We start from the raw sequence: 19,881 nt of genomic DNA, 5'->3' as shown, positions 1-19,881 counted from the left end.
GTTTTGGAAATGTGCTAAATTTCATTTGCTGGATTGTCCGCTTTCTGCTGCCAGGAAATCTTCAAAATCCTGTACTGGTTTTCTTTTTGCATAATAAAGGAATGCAAAGCCTATTAAGAAAAGGATGCCAGTAAGGATGAATACCGACGAAATGCCGATGAAGCCACTGACAACCCCGCCGAACATCGGACCGATAATGTTGCCGAGAAAACGGAAGCTTGAATTGTATCCCATTACTTCTCCTTGGATATCGATCGGAGCTTCCCGCCTTACGAGGGCAGTCGTAATCGGGATCATGCCGCCTATTGCAATTCCGAATAGTAGCCGCCAAATCATCAATTGCCAGATGGAAGAGACAAAAGCTTGCGGGACGATAAAGACGAAAGAGAGGAGCAACAATATGCCAAGCACTTTTTCGTACCCGATTTCATCCCCCATTTTTCCCCACTTCCTTGCGAACAGCAGGTTTCCGACACCGGCAGCACTGAAGGTGAGACCTGCCAGAAAAGCGACATCTTTCGAATCTGTCAACCCTGCAACGTATAAGGAAAGGAGGGGCTGGATGCTGAAGTTCCCGATTTGGATTAAGGAAGTCACAATCATAACGTTCAACATGAGACGATGATGAAGCAATCCTGCTAATATCGTTTTCCGCGAATATTGTACGGCTTTCTTCGTCTTCACTTTCTTCTGTTCTTTTATCCCGAACAATACGATCAGGGCTGCGGCGACGACAGAGATGGAAGTGATGATGAAAGTGTATTTAAATCCGAATGCATCGGCCATCAATCCGCCTAGCACAGGTCCAAACAATGTTCCCGTAACGCTTCCCATTTGTAGTGTACCAAGTTTTTTGCCGGCTTCTTCCCTTGCGGTTTGAGAGGAAACGAATGCGAGCGATGTCGGTATGAACCCCGTGACGACACCATTGAATAGACGGAGGATGAAGAATGCTTCAACTGAATGAACGAAACCCATCAGGAAGACGGAAACCGCAATTCCGAAACCGTTAATGAGCAATATCGGTTTAAATCCGTATTTATCAGCAATTCGCCCCCAAATCGGCGACATAATTAATGCTGTAATGAATGTCGCTCCGAAAATCAATCCTGCCCATTTTTGGACGTATGCATCCGAATGATCCCCGAACGTTTCTATATATAAAGACAGGAATGGCATGATCATCGTCATTGTACCGGCGACTAGAAAGTTTGCGAACCAAATGATGATGAAATTACGTTTTTGTACATCCATATAATGTGACCCGCTTTCATACTGACCCGCCGAGTTTTTTCAGCACGGCGTTGAGTTAATTGGAAATCGTTTATCAGAGTAGAGATTCCCTTTGCCTAGCGTAAGTAAACGTAACTATTATTCATCCGCTGTTGAATAGTATAAAACAATTCGAGTGTCGAAGGAAATTTCATGCTTATCAATCGAAAAAAAGAGAGGGGTATGGTAAACTGTTTCAGGGTGAATGATTATGAAAAAGATGTCGCTAACTTTGCTTTCAATCTTTCTATTACTGATGCTTGCCGCTTGCGGACAAAGTGAACAAAAGGATCAGGAGACAGTAACAAATGGCTCGTCTACTACACAAAGTGAAGACGGTGAGCAAGAAGAAAAAACTGATGATACATCATCAGATGAAGCGACCAATGAGGAGGACACGACTATGTATCCACAATTATCGAATGAAGTAGCAGCAAACGAAGCTCTTGTCGTTATGAATACGACGATGGGTCCGATTAAAATTAAACTATTCCCGGAACAAGCGCCGAAAACAGTTGAGAACTTCTTGACGCATGCAGAAAACGGCTATTATGACGGAATCATCTTCCACCGCGTCATCAAAGACTTCATGATTCAAGGCGGTGACCCGACTGGAACAGGAATGGGCGGAGAAAGCATCTACGGCGATTCCTTTGAGGATGAATTCACGATGGATCTTTTCAATCTAAGAGGGGCATTGTCAATGGCAAATGCCGGCCCGAATACAAATGGAAGCCAATTCTTCATTGTACAAGCTTCGAATCCTCCTGCCACAGCAGCACAATTGACACAAGGCGGCTGGCCTGAAGAAATCGCGAAAGCATATGAAGCGAACGGCGGTACGCCTCATCTTGATCAGAAGCATACTGTTTTCGGTCAAGTAATCGAAGGAATGGATGTTGTAGATAAAATTGCAACAGCTAAAACTGATCGATCAGATAAGCCAGTTGAAGAAATTTCAATTGAATCGATTGAAATCATCCAGAAATAATACACGTTAGGAAGTGTACGTAAATGAACGTTTTGCTAATGCCGTTCCTTTACTTTCCAGAAGATAAATCCGAATATATCCCAGCAGCCATTTCCTTTTTCTTTTTCATGATCCTACTTGTCATTACGTTTAGATGGATTAGGCGGAATTCGAAAAAGCAGGAAGAGGAAACACGCGAGCTGGAAGAACGAATTTTGCGCGAGCGCCGCGAAGCGAGAGAAAAACAAGATTTTTAATGAATAAAGCATGATCCGATGTAATGGATCATGCTTTTTTATGTAGTGCACTCAAGAATTCGGTTTAGCGCTCAAGAATTCGGTTTAGCGCTCAAGAATTCGGTTTAGCGCTCAAGAATTCGGTTTAGCGCTCAAGAATTCAGTTTAGCGCTCAAGAATCCGTTTAAGCGCTCAAAAATCCGATTAAGCGCTCAAGAATTCGGTTTAGCGCTCAAGAATCCGGTTAAGCGCTCAAAAATTCAGTTTAGCGCTCAAGAATTCAGTTTAGTGCTCAAAGCCGCCAGTTCCGCGCTCAAAACAAGTGCTACCTTAATGAAAAGGACGAAATCCTCTTCGGATTTCGCCTCTCACATCATATTTATTCCATTGCCTTAATAAATCTTGCCACTCCATCTTCCACAATAGCGCGTGGGGTAGCGACGTTCATGCGAAGGAATCCGCGGCCGGCTTTACCATATTTTGTACCTGGCTCGAGCGCAAGCTTCCCTTTATTCAACAGCTTATCCATCATCACTTCTTCAGATAACCCTGTGCCACGGTAATCAATCCACAGCAAATAAGTTGCCTCTGGTTTATGGATTTGGATTCCTGGAACAGCCTCTGTTAACGTGTTAATGACATAGTCCATATTAGATGAAATGATTTCAAGCAGATTTGTAAGCCATTCTTCACACTCTGTGAATGCAGATACGAGTGCTGAAGCAGCAAATGCATTTAATTCCATTTGACCATGTGCCATCGCGCTTTGCTGCAGCGCCGTGCGGAGTTCTTCATCCTTTGTAATCATGACGGCAGCTTGTACACCCGCTAAATTGAATGTCTTCGTCGGGGCAATACAAGTGATGACACGTCCGCCTTCCTCTTCTGCAAGTTTTGCAAGTGGAGTATGCGTAAATCCAGGAAGGACAAGATCGGCATGAATTTCATCCGAAAGAATCAGCACATCGTATTTCTTGCATAGGCGAAGAATATTACGCAATTCTTCCTCTGTCCAAACAACGCCCCCAGGGTTGTGCGGATGGCATAAGATAAATAATTTAATATCTTGCTGCAAGCTTTTTTCAAAAGCAGTAAAGTCGATGGAGTATTTTCCATTGTCTTCTAGCAACCTGCATTCAACTATATTCCGTTTTTGGTGCCCTGGCACATTGAAAAACGGCGGATAGACGGGAGATGTAATTAAAATATTATCGCCGGCATTTGTAAATGTTTCCACGACCGTTGCAATTGCCGGTACAACACCATGATGGAATAGCATCCATTCATTTTCGGTTTCCCATCCGTGACGCGATGATAGCCATGTCCGCACAGCATCTTTACATTTCGTGCATATGTACGAATAACCGAAAACACCATGATCCAATCGTTCTTGCATAGCGTCAATGATCGGTTGAGGTGCCTTGAAATCCATATCCGCAATCCACATTGGCAAAACTTCCGAAGCGTCTTCCACCCCGTAAACGGCTTCCATATTGCCCCATTTCACCGAGCGGGTATTTTTACGATCAATCACTCGTTCGAACTCTTTCATTCCAATATCCCTCAATTCCTTTTTTCTTTTTCATTACTATGCTATCATAAATGAAACAAAAGAAAAAAATAAGGTGACTCGTCGTGCAAACAATTGAAATGAATAAAAAAGCAATCTTGCTGCTTGAAGAATGGGATCCTTTTAATGTCGGCAGAAAATCGTATGAACTTGAAATTGCCGATGTAGTTGCTGATCTCCAAGTTCTTGATCACCCGACCGATCTTGCAAAACGAATTCGTGAGATCTATGAACAATCATTTGAAGTATGGATTCCGATAGAGAAGTGCATGCAGATAGCTTATAAGTTATTGGCGATTAAATATGAAGCAAAATGTATAGTATAACAATGACCGCATCTACAAAACTGTAGATGCGGTTTTTTAGATGAAACATTTATGAAGTTCCCTTCGTATCACCAATAGAAGGATAGAGAGTGAGGGGGCATTATGGAGGAGACTGATTTAATTACCCGTGCGCAAAATGGAGACAGAGAGGCGTTTGGCCAATTGATGGAAATGCATTTTCGCACAGTTGAGAAGTTCGCGTACCAGTGCGGCGTACGCCTTGATGATATACCGGATGTCACACAAGAAGTGTTTATCAAACTATATCGATTTCTGCCGCAATTTAATCAGCAAAGGTTTACGACATGGTTATATAAAATTACGTTAAATACTACACGCGATTACTATCGAAAAGAAGGAAGGGAAACAGCGAAGGAGGAGCGGATGAAAAAAACCGGAAAAGATTCAACTCAACAATCTGCCGAATTACAAGTTCTCCTCTTTGAAGAAGATCGTGAATTACATGAAGCAATTGTACAAATGGATGAAAAATATAGGATTCCCCTTATCTTATTTTATTTTCAAGATTTGACCTACCAGCAAATTGCCGATGTATTAAATATTTCTTTGGCATCAGTGAAAACTCGTATTTTCAGAGCGAAGGACAACTTGAAAAAAGAAATGAACATGAAGGGAGGGGTAATACATGGGCAATGATAATTTTGAGAAACGGATGGAGTTTTTGAAGAAATCTTATGAACGTGTACCTTCCTCATTTAATCCGGATGAAGTATTCAGGAAGATTGATGAAGAAGGAAAATCTCACCCTCATGAACAGAAAAAATCGATTAAAAATAATATGAGGCAGCGCATCACTGTTTGGGCGGTGAGCATTGCGAGTGTTTTCATTATTGGGCTCATCGGAGTAGGATATCTTGCTGACCAAAAGGAAAATTCCGAAGAGAATAATATCGATTCGGCTGAGTTAGATGAATATATCGAGGAATTAAAAGCGAAGTACGAAGTGGAAAAGGAAAAACGGCGGGAAATACTGAAGTTGGACGAAGAGCATTTCGAGCAGTATGTGGAATCAAGTTCGGTATGGTTGCTTTCCATGGAAAATTATACGGACAATATTAAACAATATGAAAATGCAAAAGAAATCTTATCAAATCTATACAATCAAGCGGTTGAGGACTTAAAATTACCCTCCGAAATGGTCCAAGATCTGAAGAGGAGTCCGTTAACTGAAGACGAGGCAGGAAGCATCGAGTTTCTAACAACTTACCGTGAAAAAGTAAAAAGACTGATCATCGTTTATGAAACGATTAAACAAGAGAATTATGAGGCAATCGAAAAATTCGAAGTTAGCCCGACTGTGGATAAGGCGGAAATTATGATGCTGACGAGCAAAAGTTTCCCTGAACAGCTGCAAAATATTATTGACACGATGAAAGAGCAATCCATCCGCATGGAATCCGAGAAGTACACGGGTGAAATCGGGGTGCGGTATTATGAGTCCCAGTTGCATCGGGAGCTCGATTCAAATCTTCATACGTATACGTTTGGTTACCGTCAAATGCTGATCGATGCCCCATATATGCATGCAGGGATTCTGGAGCACCCGTTGCTTCAATCAAGCGCAATGATTCAGGATATGGAGTATACCCTTATTAATGTAGAAGAAGATTCGACTTTATATCCGATTTTAAAAACGTATTATATTACGTTGTTCAATGAAATGATGAAAGGAAGCAAATCTACAAAGCTCTTTAATGCAGATGGTGTATTGCTTCCCGACTACCAAGAAGCGTGGAGAAATATGGCTAGCGGAGGGCAGGCAACTCCGATGCGTTACATTTTGGAACCAATCATTAAAGAGATGGAGGCATCGGGTTGGCGAGAGTCCGCAAGCTGGGCTTCCCTGAATTACGAAGACTTGGAGGAAGCGCTCGTCCTATACAGGGAAGGGTTGCTTGAGGAATATATGTATGGAGAAAGGCCGGATTTTCAAGACGTGGCCATACGATTGCCAGATGCTTCATTTGAGCGGGAAGTTCAAGCTTTGTACGAAAGTTTTAAGAAGTCATATGATAAATCCTTGCTGAAAGGGATATCGCCCGTTCATGTGCTCGCCATGTTTGATTATGCGAATGAATTGGATGATCCTGAAACGATGTATTATTTAACTAATGAAAACTATTTGAAGTATGACGAGTCAGGTATAGAATATACGCTTGAAATGTACGTGGAGAACTGGAGAAAAGGCCTTTCATACTTCCACAAACCTGGAGAAGTACGGTTTAACGGGCAAGAAGTCTACCGTGATCATCATAAGTTCTATAGCTCGGTAAAATTTTCGCGATCGGTTGGAGAAGTCCCGATGGTCTTTAATGAAGAAGGTGTTTGGGAAGTCGGAACGAAGAATATTAGAGTCCTTCCTTCCTATCATATGAGTCCAGAAATGGATTTCAAAGATGAAATAATGAGTATGAGTGCTTTTTACTATGAGGGAATGGTCAGTACTGATGATATTGAAGGCTATTTAAGATGGAGCCAACCACTTGATATTCTCGCCATGTATTTCTATGCCGGCGATAAAGGCTTTTATGAAATGCAATATGAGCTGTTCTATCAAGGTGAAGGGTCCGAAGTTGTCGATAAGGAAACGTATTTAGAAAATCCCGAGAAATATTCTCCGCCTTTCGATGAGCAGATGTATAAAAAAGTATCCTTCCAAGGTCTGGAGCAAGACGACAACGGTAACTGGCCTGGCATCGCAACACTTACTGTGGACACAAAAATATTCCCTGATCTTCCATCTGAAAGGACATTCCACATGTATTGGACGGAGGATGGCTGGAGAGTCAAATTCAATCCGTTTGAATAATCAAAAGAGAAGGCTGCCTAATTTCGGCAGTCTTTTTTCTGTCTATTTGGTATAGTTGAAGTAGGTGTGGTTTTGCAAGGGGAAGTGGGGATTTGATTGGATGTTAAAGAAAAAAGAATGCTAAAAGGGGACCAAGTAACTTTCAAGGGATGGATGGAAAAGCATGTTCGGACCATTGAACGATTTGCCGTGCAATTTGGAGCTTCGTTAGAAGAGGCTGGAACTGTGACGGAGAAGGCCTATAGAAACGTATATAAAGATCATAGGGATGTTACAGATTTAAAAGAGAGCACTCTATATATAAATGTTTTACAGGAGTTGGATGGTAGGCAAACGGCCGAAACTTCGGGCGGTTTCTTCTCGTTTGAAGAAGATAATGAACTGCACTGCAAATTGATTGGAATGCCAGCAGAATACCGAGTTCCTTTCATTTTAGACCGTTTCCACACTAAATCACTTATAGAAATTGCTGAAATAACAGGGATGACTGAGCAACAAGTAAGACTGGCTTTGACGAAAGCGTATTCCATAATGGACGAGCCCAACTTGGATAAGAAACTGGAGTTTTTGAATAAGTCCTATGAACGACTTTCGTCATCTTATAATGAAACGAAGATATTCCATTCTAAAGTAGATGAATCACCTATAGTTGAACAGAAAAGTGAAACTGCTAAAAAGAAAAGACCTTACTTGTTTTGGAGTGTCGGCACAAGCCTCTTACTCGTCTTATTGTCAATTATCACTTATACAAACAGCGACGCTTATCAGCTGAAATCTAGTGAGAAATTCATTGAGGCGGCAAAGGTTACATTCCAAGAGGAACTGGAACGTAATCTGAAGCTTGCTGGTCTCCCTGCTCCCCAATTACTTAGGAATGACATTTACGCTGAAACATACGGGGAAGATACAAGAAGGGAATTTGACTGGTTGATTGCTAATTTGAATGAGCAATTGGAGCAAGACGGCAAGTTTGATCAGGTAAAAGCGAAATCTGATTTTGACGCGTTAATACGTAAGCTTAAGGTCCCTTCCGAAATGGTCGCGGGGTTATCTAAAAACCCTTTAGTGAATGACGAAAAGAAGAGTATGGAATTTATGAATGAATATTATAAAACGAGTAATATTCTTTTAAATTCATACATGAACATTTTATATGGGAATGAAAAGCTGATATATGATGCCGGATTGGTCGGTAGGGACGGCTTTGATTATGAGTCGTTTATTGAGAATAAATCAACATTCCCGAAAAATCTTCAAGAAGCGATTATCGGTATGGAGGAGCAAGGATTCTATTTGAAGGGCGATCCAGAAGGCTTTTTGTACCCTAAATACGGTAACCCTGAACTGACTGGCAATCTCCGAGAAAATCTGCATTCAAATATGGATATATATATTTCCCTTATGACAGATACTTTATTTAATTTCCATCTGCGACCGATTGAAGAGCAAGTCGATCTTCTTTTGCAAACGGAGAAGGCGGTGCTAAGGGCTGAAGAATATCCAGTGCTCTATTCAAACACTTATAATTTGTATATATGGATGATGTATTCCGTAACAGGAATGGTGGAACAAGCGGAAATTCGCGATTCCACCGGAGTTATTAAAGAGGAATATAAAGAGGCGTGGACGCGTATTGCCTTCAATGGAAAAGATTCACCTGCGGCTCAATTATTGCGGGAAGTTGTAATAGATATGGAGGAATCAGGCTGGACAACATCCCGAAATTTAGAAAAGCTTCAGTATTTTTACCTAGAAGGAAAACTGCGGGAACTCATTGGCGAAATGAAAAGATGAAAAAAGGAAGAAAAACAAGCAAGCTAGAAAAATTGAAATGATTGAATTTTTACAATTAACTTATCGAATATTTTGATTAGGAACGGCTTTTTATGGTATAATTGCGGATGGCCGTATAGGCAGATTCGATACCAAAAAGATTGGGAGCTGTTTCACATGGGCAAAAAATATGAAGTGGGGGAAGAGTTGACGGGCAAAGTGACTGGCATCCAACCATACGGAGCATTTGTCGCACTTGATGAGGAGACGCAAGGTCTCGTTCATATTTCAGAAATAACATATGGATTTGTCAGAGATATCAATGACTATCTAGCTGTAGGTGATGAAGTGAAAGTGAAGGTGCTTGAGGTTGATCATGATGCAGGAAAGATCAGCTTATCCATCCGTGCACTTCAAGAGGCGCCGAACAACCATCATAAACCGGGCCGCCCCCGCAAATCGCTGCAAGATAAAGTAAAAGAGCATGATGCGGAAGGCTTCAATTCATTAAAAGACAAACTGAAAGACTGGATCGATCGTTCAGGATATTAACAAAAGCGGAGGGCGCCTGTCTAGAAGCGACGGGCATAAGACGAAGATGCGACGTGGCGCTTTTGCCACAGAGCAGATTTGACTTATAACCCCGAGCTTCTGGCGCCCGGAGTCTAGACGGTACAAAAGCAAAACTAAATGCGAAAAAAACGGGAGAAGGCCATTTGAGCCTATCTCCCGTTTTTTAATTTCCTTAATCGGTACTGAAGGTTTTGCCTGCTCATGCCAAGTGCAGTTGCAGTTTTAGTAATGTTGTCGTCATGAAGCTTCATTGCCTTCTGTAAATAATACTCTTCCGCTTCTTTCAAATAACGGTCCAATGGCATAAGTTCCTTTTCAGGATTTACGATAAAGTCGACTGCTTGTGTCGGTGAATTGCCCGCATCACTTTTTAGTCGGAAATGAAGAGGCAGCATTCCGTATGTGATTTCCGTCTCTGTAGTGGCGAGAGAAGAGATTTCATTGAGCAAAAATTCCAGCTCCCGCATATTTCCTGGCCAATCGTAGCGTAGGAACAGCTCCTCCACTTCCTTTGTGATTCCAATGAGGGACGTTCCAAAGCGCTCCTTCCGTTTAGCAAAATACGTTGTGACGAACGAAAGTATATCTTCTTTCCGCTTTCTCAAAGGGGATATTCTAATTGTAAAAGAAGCAAAGAAATAATAAAGTTCCTTCAATAGACTTCCTTTTGCAATCAATTCAACGGGATCATCACCGATGCTTGCAATCAATTGACGGCCTGATTGAGCAGCATTTTTTAAAAACGTGTAAAGGCTCTGCTGAAGGGAAATGGATAATAAATCGATACGCTCACAGAATAACGTGAATGGCTCTGACATATTCAAGTCTTCGTAGAGTCGCTCGATAAGCTCCGCATTCGATTGGTGACAATGAAGAGTATAGAACGGTCCATTGGCAGGTGACAATTCGTTATGAATGCTTTCAGCAATTAAGTCTTTTCCTGTTCCTGACTCACCGATGAGCAGTACTGGTAATTTTGCACTTGCTGCTTTTCGGGCTGTCGATACGACAGCTTTCATTTCATCCGAATCAGCAATAATTTGATTGAATGTGACAGGATCGCTGTTTTTCCGCAACGGATGAAGAACGAACCTTTCGAGTGCAGTTACATCTCTTGCAATTTCCACAGCGCCAACAAGTTCACCATCTTGAAATACGGGGTACGTATCATTGATTGTCGTAATTTCATATCCTTTTCGATTCCAATACGTCTGCTTAACATTAAGCTGCTCGATTTCGCTTTGAAGCACCTTTAATAATGTGCTTTCTTCCTGATCGAAGTTGAATAGCTCCAGGATAGAGCGATCTCCGACTTCTTCAAGCTCCAAGCCTTCAATCGCTTTCATCTTATCGTTATAGATAACAGTTCTGCCGGTATGATCCACTGCATGGATACCGACACCGGCCCGGTTCACCGCAAATTCGTATAAGGGAAAAAGGTTCTTTTCAGTTCTATTCACGAATCAACACCGTCCGTTTATATTTTTTTTTCGAAAAATAAACAAAAACACTTGAAATGTGCAACAATCTCTTGCATTATTATATATGTAATCACAGATTAAATGCAAATTAATTTTGCTGCTAACTACCTGAGGAGGAGTAAAATGATTCCATACAAACACGAACCATTTACGGACTTTACACAAGCTGAAAACAAAAAGGCATATGAGGAAGCTTTGAAAACCGTTGAAGGCTACCTTGGGCAAGACTACCCGCTAATCATTGGCGGAGAGCGTATTATGACAGAAGACAAACTCGTTTCGACGAATCCTGCTAATAAAGAGGAAGTAATTGGCCGCGTTTCTAAAGCGAGCAGAGATCTTGCTGAAAAAGCGATGAATGTAGCTGACGAAACGTTTAAAACGTGGAGCAAAGTGAAGCCGGAATTCCGCGCGGATGTATTGTTCAAAGCTGCGGCTATCATCCGTCGCCGTAAGCATGAGTTTTCTGCTCTTTTGACAAAAGAAGCGGGCAAACCATGGAATGAAGCAGATGCGGATACAGCAGAAGCTATCGACTTCTTGGAATACTACGGTCGTCAAATGCTTAAGTTGAAGAACGGTATGCCAGTAGAAAGCCGTCCTGGTGAATTCAACCGATTCGACTACATCCCTCTAGGAGTTGGCGTAGTCATCTCCCCTTGGAACTTTGCATTGGCGATTATGGCTGGAACGACTGTAGCTGCATTGGTGACAGGTAACACGGTTCTATTGAAACCTGCATCCACAACGACGGTTGTTGCTTATAAATTCATGGAAGTCCTTGAAGAAGCGGGAATGCCTGCAGGCGTAGTCAACTACATTCCGGGTTCAGGCGCAGAAGTCGGCGACTACCTCGTTGACCACCCAAGAACACGTTTCGTTTCCTTCACAGGGTCACGTGAAGTCGGCACACGTATTTATGAGCGTGCGGCAAAAGTGAATGAAGGCCAAATCTGGTTGAAACGCGTTATCGCAGAAATGGGCGGTAAAGATACAATTGTAGTTGACAATGAAGCAGATCTTGAATTGGCGGCTCAATCGATTGTTAAATCAGCATTCGGATTCAGTGGACAAAAATGTTCTGCATGTTCACGTGCGGTCATCCATGAAGATGTATATGACCAAGTCGTTGCACGCGTTGAAGAATTGACAAAAGGATTAACTTATGGTGATCCTTCGAATCAATCGAACTTTGCAGGACCGGTTATCGACCAGGCTTCATTTGATAAAATCATGAGCTATATTGAAATCGGAAAAGAAGAGGGACGTCTTGTTGCTGGTGGAGAAGGAGATAGCTCTAAAGGATTCTTCATTGCACCGACAGTTTTTGCAGATGTTGATCCAAAAGCACGCATCATGCAGGAAGAGATTTTTGGACCAGTCGTTGCTATTTCTAAAGCGAAGAGCTTTGATGAAGCAATCGAAATTGCCAACAATACGGATTACGGCCTAACTGGCGCAGTCATTACAAACAACCGCGAGCATATTGAACAGGCACGTCAAGATTTCCACGTAGGAAACTTGTACTTCAACCGCGGCTGCACAGGCGCTATCGTCGGCTACCAACCATTCGGCGGATTCAATATGTCTGGAACGGATTCAAAAGCAGGCGGCCCAGACTACTTGCAACTACACATGCAAGGTAAAACAACTTCTGAGACGTTATAATTTAATATAGGAAATAGTATAGGAAGCAGTTTACAAACTGCTTCCTGCAATACATACAAAATGGGGAGGGAAATACATGTCGGTTTCTGAAAAGATCATTTCACAAACGAATAAATACGGTGCAAACAATTACCATCCACTTCCAATCGTCATTTCTGAAGCGGAAGGTGTTTGGGTAAAGGATCCAGAGGGGAATAAATATATGGATATGCTATCAGCATATTCAGCTGTGAACCAAGGACACCGTCACCCGAGAATCATTAAGGCGTTGAAGGACCAGGCAGATAAAGTGACTTTGACATCACGCGCATTCCACAACGACCAACTTGGTCCGTGGTATGAAATGGTATGCAAACTATCTGGCAAAGATATGACATTGCCGATGAATACAGGGGCAGAAGCTGTGGAAACAGCTATTAAAGCAGCTCGTCGATGGGCATATGATGTTAAAGGCGTCGAAGAAAACAAAGCAGAGATCATCGGCTGCAATGGTAACTTCCACGGACGTACGATGACAGCTGTATCGCTTTCATCAGAAGCAGAATATAAGCGCGGATTCGGTCCGATGCTTCCTGGCATCAAATTAGTTGATTTCGGAGACTTAAAAGCATTGGAAGAAGCAATCACTCCGAATACAGCTGCATTCATCATCGAGCCGATCCAAGGGGAAGCGGGAATTCTTATTCCGCCTGCTGGCTATATGAAAGCTGCCTATGATCTTTGTAAACAGCATAATGTACTTTTCATAGCGGATGAAATCCAAGCAGGCCTGTGCCGTACGGGTAAAATGTTTGCTTGTGAGTGGGAAGGCTTTGAGCCAGACATGTATATCTTAGGGAAAGCATTGGGCGGAGGCGTATTTCCTATTTCCTGCGTCGTAGCGAATAAAGATATTCTCGGAGTGTTCAATCCAGGTTCACATGGTTCTACATTCGGAGGCAATCCGATGGCGTGTGCTGTTTCAATCGCTTCTTTGGAAGTTTTACAGGATGAGAAGCTTGCAGATAAATCACTTGAACTAGGGAATTACTTCATTGAACAATTACAGAAAATCAATCACCCATCGATTAAAGAAGTGCGTGGGCGCGGCCTGTTCATCGGTCTAGAACTTACGGAAGCAGCTCGACCTTATTGCGAAAAGCTGAAGGAATTAGGATTGCTATGTAAAGAGACACACGATACGGTCATCCGTTTCGCACCACCTTTAGTCATTACAAAGGAAGAACTTGATTGGGCACTAGAGAAAATTAATAAAGTTTTTACAAACTAAACAAATACTTCACAAAATCTATTAGGTGTATGATACAATATGTGCGGTAGAAAAAACATTATGAAATCAAAGAGGCGAACTTTTACATGACTGAAAACCTGAATCTGTTTACGTCTACACAAGTTGTCATTAAGGAAGCACTTGACAAATTAGGCTATGATGAAGGAATGTACGATCTATTAAAAGAACCAATCAGAATGGTGGAAGTTAGAATTCCAGTCCGCATGGATGATGGAAAAGTGAAGGTGTTCACTGGATACCGCGGACAGCATAACGATGCAGTTGGTCCTACAAAAGGCGGTGTTCGTTTCCATCCTGCAGTTACTGCGGATGAGGTGCGCGCATTGTCAATGTGGATGACGTTGAAAGCGGGTATTGTCGACTTGCCATATGGCGGCGGAAAAGGCGGAATCATCTGCGACCCGAGAGAAATGTCCATGGGCGAACTTGAGCGATTGAGCCGCGGCTATGTACGTGCATTAAGTCAAGTAATGGGACCGACTAAGGATATCCCGGCACCAGACGTTTTCACTAATGCTCAAATTATGGCTTGGATGATGGATGAATATAGCAGAATCGATGAATTCAACTCTCCAGGTTTCATTACAGGAAAACCGATTGTTCTCGGTGGTTCCCAAGGGCGCGACCGTGCTACAGCGGAAGGTGTCACAATCATTATTAATGAAGCTGCGAAAAAACGTGGAATTGATATGAAAGGTGCACGTGTTGTCATTCAAGGATTCGGAAATGCGGGTAGCTTCCTTTCCAAATTCCTTCATGATGCAGGGGCAAAAGTTATCGGTATTTCCGATGCTTATGGCGCACTTCATGATCCGGACGGCTTGGATATCGACTATCTATTGGATCGTCGTGATAGCTTTGGAACAGTTACAACACTTTTCGATAACACAATTTCGAATGCTGAACTTTTGGAATTGGATTGTGATATTCTCGTTCCAGCAGCAATTGAAAATCAAATCACTGAAAACAACGCGCACAATATTAAAGCGACAATCGTTGTGGAAGCAGCGAATGGTCCTACAACATCGGAAGCTACAAAAATTCTTACGGAACGAGGAATTCTCCTTGTCCCTGACGTCCTTGCAAGTGCGGGCGGCGTAACAGTTTCCTATTTCGAATGGGTTCAGAACAATATGGGTTACTACTGGACAGAAGAAGAAGTTCGCGAAAAAATGACTACGAAAATGGTTGATGCGTTCGACAACGTTTATAACGTTGCATCAACAAGAAATATAGATATGCGTCTTGCTGCATATATGATTGGTATTCGTAAAACAGCAGAAGCATCAAGATTCCGTGGTTGGGCTTAATCAAACAATAAAAAGGCATCTCCTATAAAATGGGAGATGCTTTTTTACGCTTCTTCCGCCTCCGTTACAGCTAAATGCTCCCTCTGTTTTTCTCGTAACGTATCAAAAAGCAAACCTAGTGATAGGAGTCCGGAAATTCCTACGATAATATAAAAGAAGCGTGCAAGCGGTTTAGTGTGTCCATCTGATAGTTGAGCAACGACGTCAAAGTTAAAAATCCCGACGACACCCCAATTAAGTGCGCCGATAATTGTAATTGCTATTGCTAGTTTTTGAACCAAAGCGTTTCACCTCCTAATTTAAGGATTCCCAAACGAAATCGTTCCATACTTGCATCGCTCAATTCGTTCTTGCATAATGAACAGTAGAAAAAGGAGGTCATTTAATTGAAAGAATTTATTTTTCAAAACCCAACAAAATTGATTTTCGGAAGAAATTCCATTGCAAGGCTCGCTAAGGAATTATCGGCATATGGTGATAGGATCCTTGTTGTATATGGTGGAGGAAGTATTAAAAAGAATGGCCTTTATGATGAACTGATGGAAATACTGAAAAATGAACGAAAAGAAGTATTTGAAATTGCGGGAGTGGAGCCGAACCCACGCGTCAGTACAGCAAGAAGAGGGGCTGCCCTTTGCAAAGAGCATAATATCGATTTCATTTTGGCGGTCGGGGGCGGATCAGTCATTGATTGTACGAAGTTAATTGCGACAGCTGCAAAGTATGATGGCGATCCGTGGGATTTTGTCATTAAAAAAGAGTTTCCTAAAGAAGCGATTCCTTTTGGGACGATTTTGACTTTAGCGGCGACTGGTTCTGAAATGAATGCAGGCTCCGTCATTACAAATGAAGAAACTGAAGAAAAGTACGGATGGGGAGGTCCTTTCAACTTCCCGAAATTCTCTATCCTTGATCCAACTTACACGCTATCAGTTCCTAAAGATCAAACTGTTTACGGCATCGTCGATATGATGTCGCATATTTTTGAGCAGTATTTCCATAGTGCGACGAATACTCCGCTTCAAGATGAGTTATGCGAAGGTGCTTTAAGGGCGATCATGGCAGCAGGTGAGAAACTTGTTGACGATTTGGAGAACTACGAGTTGCGTGAAACGATCCTTCTAGGCGGAACATGGGGGTTGAACGGATTTTTAGGTATGGGGAATGCCGGCGGTGACTGGGGAACGCATGATATTGAGCATGCGGTATCTGCAGTGTATGATATTCCGCATGCAGGAGGATTGGCAATCTTGTTCCCTCATTGGATGAGGCATACGCTTAAGCTGAATCCAGCTCGTTATGCAAGATTGGCTGTAAACGTATTTGGAGTGAATCCTGAGGGGAAATCAGATGAGGAAATTGCTCTAGAAGGAATTGAAAAACTAAGGGAATATTGGACAGCTATCGGAGCACCTGAAAAGCTGGCGGATTTCGGTATCGATAATTCGAAAATCGACATTATGGCTAAGAAGGCTGCGATTAATGGGCCGCTGGGCAGATTTGCTCAATTGAGCGAAGAAGAAGTGAAGTCCATATTGGAAGCTTCGTTATAATAAAAGAAAGTAGAGGGTGAATATTCTACCCTCTACTTTTTTCCTTCGGGAAGTTTCTTTCGAGCTTCTTCCGATATTGCAGGCTCTTTTACTCCCTGCCAAGTTTTGATGCCATCATCTTCATCGAATGAAATCATTGCTTCCCGGACGCCCTTTTGCTTCAATACTAATGACATCAGCCTGTCCCTAACATCATCAATATAAGCTACAGTTTGTGTAGGATCTACCTCAGCAACTATTTCTACATGTAGATATTCACCTTCTTTAATAACTTCTACTTTTTGGATATCCTTTATATCCGGATCTTCGGCAATAATTTGTGAAATATGGTTTAACATCTCTTCATCGGTTTCACCAATTGCCCCTCGCGCATTTTCAAGGAATACTCTTCCGACGACATAAAACATCATAAAGCCAATTGCCATGGAGGCAATTCCTTCTGCTTGCAGGAATCCTGTGTAATGGGCAATCAGGACTGCGATGAAAGCTAACAATCCACCGATTGTTGCCACTAAGTCTTCCATGAAAACAAGTTTAGTGGCAGGCTTGGCTTTATTCAGATGTGTCAAGCTGTAGAAAAAAGCTTTCAGCCCTTTATGGGCTTGTCCTGACTCATGGGCAATTTCCTTAGACGCCTTTAATAGTACGAAAAACTCCAATAATGTTGCTAATCCAAGGACGCTTAAATTGATAAGCAGCCCTGTTGTCTCGGTTGGATTCAATACATGATGCCAACCTTCCTTTACTGCCTCGTATGACATGATCCCAACAATTATGACTGCACCTAAACAAACAAGGTTGACAACTCTGCCGAATCCATTCGGAAAATTTGGGGTAGGCGCCTTCTTAGAGAGAGCGGAACCGATATATACAAAAAATTGGTTCGCTGCGTCTCCTAAGGAGTGCAGCGTTTCTGCAAACATGGCAACGTTCCCTGTTAACACATAGGCGACTGCTTTAAGGATGGCGATGGCAGCGTTTACGATACCCGCCAAGAGCGACGGTTTATTGCCATCCTTCAGCAAACGTAAAATATCTTTCATAGACATTAGCCTCCATTAAGGAAAGATTTCTATTTCAACTGATTCAATATAAGGTAGTTCAGTCAGTTCTGTGTACAATTGTGTAGTACCTTTTTTAGGCAACGCGTCGAGACGAAAATCGACTTCATGTACTGAAGGTTTATCATCAAAGTGCAATTGTCGAATTCTTAGATTCTCCACTTTCATATTTTCGGAATTTAATATCTCGATCAAATCATCAATTTTACTTTTATCCGATATGACGACTATGCAGGCAGCTTCCTTTGAACGAATCCTTTTAGGACCGAACCTTCCAAGAATCGGTGCTATTACCTCGATGACAAAAAGAATGCTCAACACAGCGAATGCGGCTTCAATATAAAATCCTGCGCCGACAGCGATTCCAATGCTTGCCGCTCCCCAAATCATTGCCGCCGTTGTCAAACCAGTAATATTATCGTTATCTCTTCTTAAAATTGCTCCTGCGCCAAGGAAACCGATTCCGCTTACGATTTGCGCTGCCAAACGTAGGGGATCCATTGTTACATTAATGTCATTCCTTGCCGGAACAAGATAAGCAGCTTCTATTGAAACGATAGTCAACAGGCAACTGAAGGTGGAGATGACTGCACTCGTCTTCAAACCGATCGGCTTCTTCTTAATTTCCCTCTCTACTCCGATAATTAAACTTAAACCTAAAGCGATTGCAATTTTAATCAAAACTTCTGGATACATCGAATTATTGATAATCCAATCCATTGCTTTTTCCCCCCCACTATCATCTACCTAAGGAAGATGTGCTATACTCTTTGTATTGTCTTTAGCCTAAAACGGTTATAAACTAACCTGTATTCCTATTGAAAGAGAAGTGTGCATCATGGAAAAACCTTCAATTCATCCGTACATACCAATAATCGTTGGCGTCATATCAGTGGCGCTTTCTGCTATTTTTGTAAAATTAGCTACAGCGGATGCTGGCGTCATTGCTTTTTATCGTATGTTGTTTACTGTTATTCTCATGCTTCCATTATTTCTAGTGAAATATAGAAAGGAAGTATTTCTGTTAACAAAAAAAGACTGGATCTTCTCTGCTATCGCGGGAGTTTTTCTAGCCTTTCACTTTATCCTATGGTTTGAGTCGTTGAACTACACTTCTGTTGCAAGTTCAACTGTTCTTGTAACATTGCAGCCGATCTTTGCATTTGTCGGTACGTATTTCTTTTTTAAAGAAAAGCTTTCTTTTAAAACAATTTTATCGGCCGTCATTGCGATTGCAGGTAGCGTCATTATCAGTTGGGGTGACTTCCAATTGAGCGGAACCGCCTTTTTCGGAGATATGCTTGCTTTGGCTGCATGTGCGTTAATTACCGCATACTTGCTTTTCGGACAAGAAGTACGCAAACGATTGTCTCTAATTACTTATACGTTTCTTCTATACTCAATCAGTACAGTTACACTCTTTTTTTATGTCCTTATAAAAGGGGAGTCGTTCGGTCCGTATTCAACTTCAAATTGGTTCTGGTTCTTCCTGCTTGCGTTAATTCCTAACTTGCTAGGACACTCGCTATTTAATTGGGCGGTTAAGTGGGTCAGTACAAATGTGATTTCTATCGCAATACTATTTGAACCTGTTGGTGCATCCATACTTGCATTCTATATCCTTCACGAGAAACTATCTGCAGCGCAAATAACCGGCGGAATCGTTGTCATTGCGGGGATTCTCTTGTTCGTTGTCGATATAAAAAAGCTTCGCGAGAAATTATTTTTAAAAAAGGCTTGATTTCTTAATCAGTAATGATGTATATTATTACTTGTCCTTAAGAGACAACAACAACTTCGGTAAAAACGAAGAAAAGAAATTTAAAAAAGTTGTTGACTCGGTAACGACGAAGTGTTATGATTAAGAAGTCGCCGCGAAAAAGCGAACGACAATGAACCTTGAAAACTGAACAGCAAAACGTCAACAAATAAAGTCTTGCAGCCGACTTTGTCGGTGAAAAGACAAA

The 19,881-nt window shown here is 41.9% G+C and carries 18 protein-coding genes; 12 read left to right on the top strand and 6 right to left on the bottom strand.

Features of this window, described 5'->3' with window-relative positions; translation table 11 throughout:
- Positions 1-21 precede the first annotated feature (21 nt).
- Positions 22-1,254 (bottom strand): MFS transporter, encoded by a 1,233-nt coding sequence (locus ACR65H_RS10240; RefSeq protein ID WP_440500129.1) that lies wholly within the window; start codon positions 1,252-1,254, stop codon positions 22-24.
- A 229-nt stretch (positions 1,255-1,483) separates the two neighbouring features.
- Here ACR65H_RS10240 and ACR65H_RS10235 point away from each other — a divergent pair, with 229 nt between their 5' ends.
- Both ACR65H_RS10235 and ACR65H_RS10230 read left to right on the top strand, forming a co-directional pair.
- On the top strand, positions 1,484-2,263 hold the full coding sequence (locus tag ACR65H_RS10235; protein ID WP_440500127.1) for a peptidylprolyl isomerase: 780 nt from the start codon (positions 1,484-1,486) through the stop codon (positions 2,261-2,263).
- Positions 2,264-2,286: 23 nt separating this feature from the next.
- Positions 2,287-2,499 carry a hypothetical protein gene (locus ACR65H_RS10230; RefSeq protein ID WP_440500126.1) on the top strand — a complete coding sequence of 71 codons (213 nt, stop codon included), beginning with the start codon at positions 2,287-2,289 and terminating at the stop codon, positions 2,497-2,499.
- Between the two features lie 358 nt (positions 2,500-2,857).
- On the opposite strand, the gene ACR65H_RS10225 is transcribed toward ACR65H_RS10230, so the two are convergent.
- Entirely contained in the window at positions 2,858-4,030 is a 1,173-nt protein-coding gene (locus ACR65H_RS10225) for a MalY/PatB family protein (RefSeq protein ID WP_440500125.1), read from the bottom strand.
- Positions 4,031-4,113: 83 nt separating this feature from the next.
- Here ACR65H_RS10225 and ACR65H_RS10220 point away from each other — a divergent pair, with 83 nt between their 5' ends.
- From ACR65H_RS10220 to yugI, 5 genes are all read left to right on the top strand, one after another.
- Complete coding sequence (locus ACR65H_RS10220; protein ID WP_440500124.1) at positions 4,114-4,374, top strand: DUF1871 family protein; 261 nt, start codon at positions 4,114-4,116, stop codon at positions 4,372-4,374.
- 102 nt (positions 4,375-4,476) lie between these two features.
- On the top strand, positions 4,477-5,031 hold the full coding sequence (locus tag ACR65H_RS10215) for an RNA polymerase sigma factor (protein ID WP_440500123.1): 555 nt from the start codon (positions 4,477-4,479) through the stop codon (positions 5,029-5,031).
- Positions 5,021-7,204, top strand: coding sequence for a hypothetical protein (locus tag ACR65H_RS10210; RefSeq protein ID WP_440500122.1), 2,184 nt, complete (start codon positions 5,021-5,023; stop codon positions 7,202-7,204). The genes ACR65H_RS10215 and ACR65H_RS10210 overlap by 11 nt, the downstream gene beginning before the upstream one ends.
- 96 nt (positions 7,205-7,300) lie before the next feature.
- Positions 7,301-8,998 (top strand): RNA polymerase sigma factor, encoded by a 1,698-nt coding sequence (locus ACR65H_RS10205; protein WP_440500120.1) that lies wholly within the window; start codon positions 7,301-7,303, stop codon positions 8,996-8,998.
- Positions 8,999-9,154: 156 nt separating this feature from the next.
- Positions 9,155-9,529 (top strand): S1 domain-containing post-transcriptional regulator GSP13, encoded by a 375-nt coding sequence (gene yugI, locus ACR65H_RS10200; RefSeq protein WP_440500119.1) that lies wholly within the window; start codon positions 9,155-9,157, stop codon positions 9,527-9,529.
- A gap of 170 nt (positions 9,530-9,699) precedes the next feature.
- On the opposite strand, the gene ACR65H_RS10195 is transcribed toward yugI, so the two are convergent.
- A complete protein-coding gene (locus ACR65H_RS10195) occupies positions 9,700-11,010 on the bottom strand; it encodes a sigma 54-interacting transcriptional regulator (RefSeq protein ID WP_440500118.1) in 1,311 nt (436 codons plus the stop codon).
- A gap of 144 nt (positions 11,011-11,154) precedes the next feature.
- Here ACR65H_RS10195 and pruA point away from each other — a divergent pair, with 144 nt between their 5' ends.
- The 3 genes from pruA to ACR65H_RS10180 all read left to right on the top strand — a co-directional run bounded on the left by pruA (position 11,155) and on the right by ACR65H_RS10180 (position 15,300).
- Positions 11,155-12,699, top strand: coding sequence for an L-glutamate gamma-semialdehyde dehydrogenase (gene pruA / locus ACR65H_RS10190; protein WP_440500116.1), 1,545 nt, complete (start codon positions 11,155-11,157; stop codon positions 12,697-12,699).
- 76 nt (positions 12,700-12,775) lie between these two features.
- Positions 12,776-13,969: an ornithine--oxo-acid transaminase gene (locus ACR65H_RS10185; RefSeq protein ID WP_440500115.1), complete on the top strand. Its 1,194-nt coding sequence runs from the start codon at positions 12,776-12,778 to the stop codon at positions 13,967-13,969.
- 86 nt (positions 13,970-14,055) lie between these two features.
- Entirely contained in the window at positions 14,056-15,300 is a 1,245-nt protein-coding gene (locus tag ACR65H_RS10180; RefSeq protein WP_440500113.1) for a Glu/Leu/Phe/Val family dehydrogenase, read from the top strand.
- A 44-nt stretch (positions 15,301-15,344) separates the two neighbouring features.
- Here ACR65H_RS10180 and ACR65H_RS10175 read toward each other — a convergent pair whose 3' ends face one another.
- The gene (locus ACR65H_RS10175) at positions 15,345-15,581 is read right to left on the bottom strand and encodes a DUF378 domain-containing protein (RefSeq protein WP_440500112.1); all 237 of its coding nucleotides are present in this window, start codon (positions 15,579-15,581) and stop codon (positions 15,345-15,347) included.
- 105 nt (positions 15,582-15,686) lie between these two features.
- Between ACR65H_RS10175 and ACR65H_RS10170 the strand changes: the two genes are divergently transcribed.
- Positions 15,687-16,853 (top strand): iron-containing alcohol dehydrogenase, encoded by a 1,167-nt coding sequence (locus ACR65H_RS10170; protein WP_440500111.1) that lies wholly within the window; start codon positions 15,687-15,689, stop codon positions 16,851-16,853.
- A gap of 32 nt (positions 16,854-16,885) precedes the next feature.
- Here the strand turns inward: ACR65H_RS10170 and ACR65H_RS10165 are convergent, their stop codons facing one another.
- Positions 16,886-17,896 (bottom strand): cation diffusion facilitator family transporter, encoded by a 1,011-nt coding sequence (locus tag ACR65H_RS10165; protein WP_440500110.1) that lies wholly within the window; start codon positions 17,894-17,896, stop codon positions 16,886-16,888.
- Between the two features lie 15 nt (positions 17,897-17,911).
- Complete coding sequence (locus ACR65H_RS10160) at positions 17,912-18,634, bottom strand: MgtC/SapB family protein (RefSeq protein WP_440500108.1); 723 nt, start codon at positions 18,632-18,634, stop codon at positions 17,912-17,914.
- A 118-nt stretch (positions 18,635-18,752) separates the two neighbouring features.
- On the opposite strand from ACR65H_RS10160, the gene ACR65H_RS10155 reads away from it, so the two are divergent.
- Entirely contained in the window at positions 18,753-19,655 is a 903-nt protein-coding gene (locus ACR65H_RS10155; RefSeq protein ID WP_440500106.1) for a DMT family transporter, read from the top strand.
- The last annotated feature ends 226 nt before the right edge of the window (positions 19,656-19,881 follow it).

This window comes from Sporosarcina sp. SAFN-015, assembly GCF_059415085.1.
Note: the sequence above shows the minus strand (reverse complement) of the source record. Positions and strands in the feature narration are given on the sequence as shown.

Coding starts and splice junctions, on each gene's coding strand:
- ACR65H_RS10240 (WP_440500129.1), bottom strand. CDS start 1,254: ATGGATGTACAAAAACGTAATTTCATCATCATTTGGTTCGCAAACTTT.
- ACR65H_RS10235 (WP_440500127.1), top strand. CDS start 1,484: ATGAAAAAGATGTCGCTAACTTTGCTTTCAATCTTTCTATTACTGATG.
- ACR65H_RS10230 (WP_440500126.1), top strand. CDS start 2,287: ATGAACGTTTTGCTAATGCCGTTCCTTTACTTTCCAGAAGATAAATCC.
- ACR65H_RS10225 (WP_440500125.1), bottom strand. CDS start 4,030: ATGAAAGAGTTCGAACGAGTGATTGATCGTAAAAATACCCGCTCGGTG.
- ACR65H_RS10215 (WP_440500123.1), top strand. CDS start 4,477: ATGGAGGAGACTGATTTAATTACCCGTGCGCAAAATGGAGACAGAGAG.
- ACR65H_RS10210 (WP_440500122.1), top strand. CDS start 5,021: ATGGGCAATGATAATTTTGAGAAACGGATGGAGTTTTTGAAGAAATCT.
- yugI (WP_440500119.1), top strand. CDS start 9,155: ATGGGCAAAAAATATGAAGTGGGGGAAGAGTTGACGGGCAAAGTGACT.
- pruA (WP_440500116.1), top strand. CDS start 11,155: ATGATTCCATACAAACACGAACCATTTACGGACTTTACACAAGCTGAA.
- ACR65H_RS10185 (WP_440500115.1), top strand. CDS start 12,776: ATGTCGGTTTCTGAAAAGATCATTTCACAAACGAATAAATACGGTGCA.
- ACR65H_RS10180 (WP_440500113.1), top strand. CDS start 14,056: ATGACTGAAAACCTGAATCTGTTTACGTCTACACAAGTTGTCATTAAG.
- ACR65H_RS10165 (WP_440500110.1), bottom strand. CDS start 17,896: ATGAAAGATATTTTACGTTTGCTGAAGGATGGCAATAAACCGTCGCTC.
- ACR65H_RS10160 (WP_440500108.1), bottom strand. CDS start 18,634: ATGGATTGGATTATCAATAATTCGATGTATCCAGAAGTTTTGATTAAA.
- ACR65H_RS10155 (WP_440500106.1), top strand. CDS start 18,753: ATGGAAAAACCTTCAATTCATCCGTACATACCAATAATCGTTGGCGTC.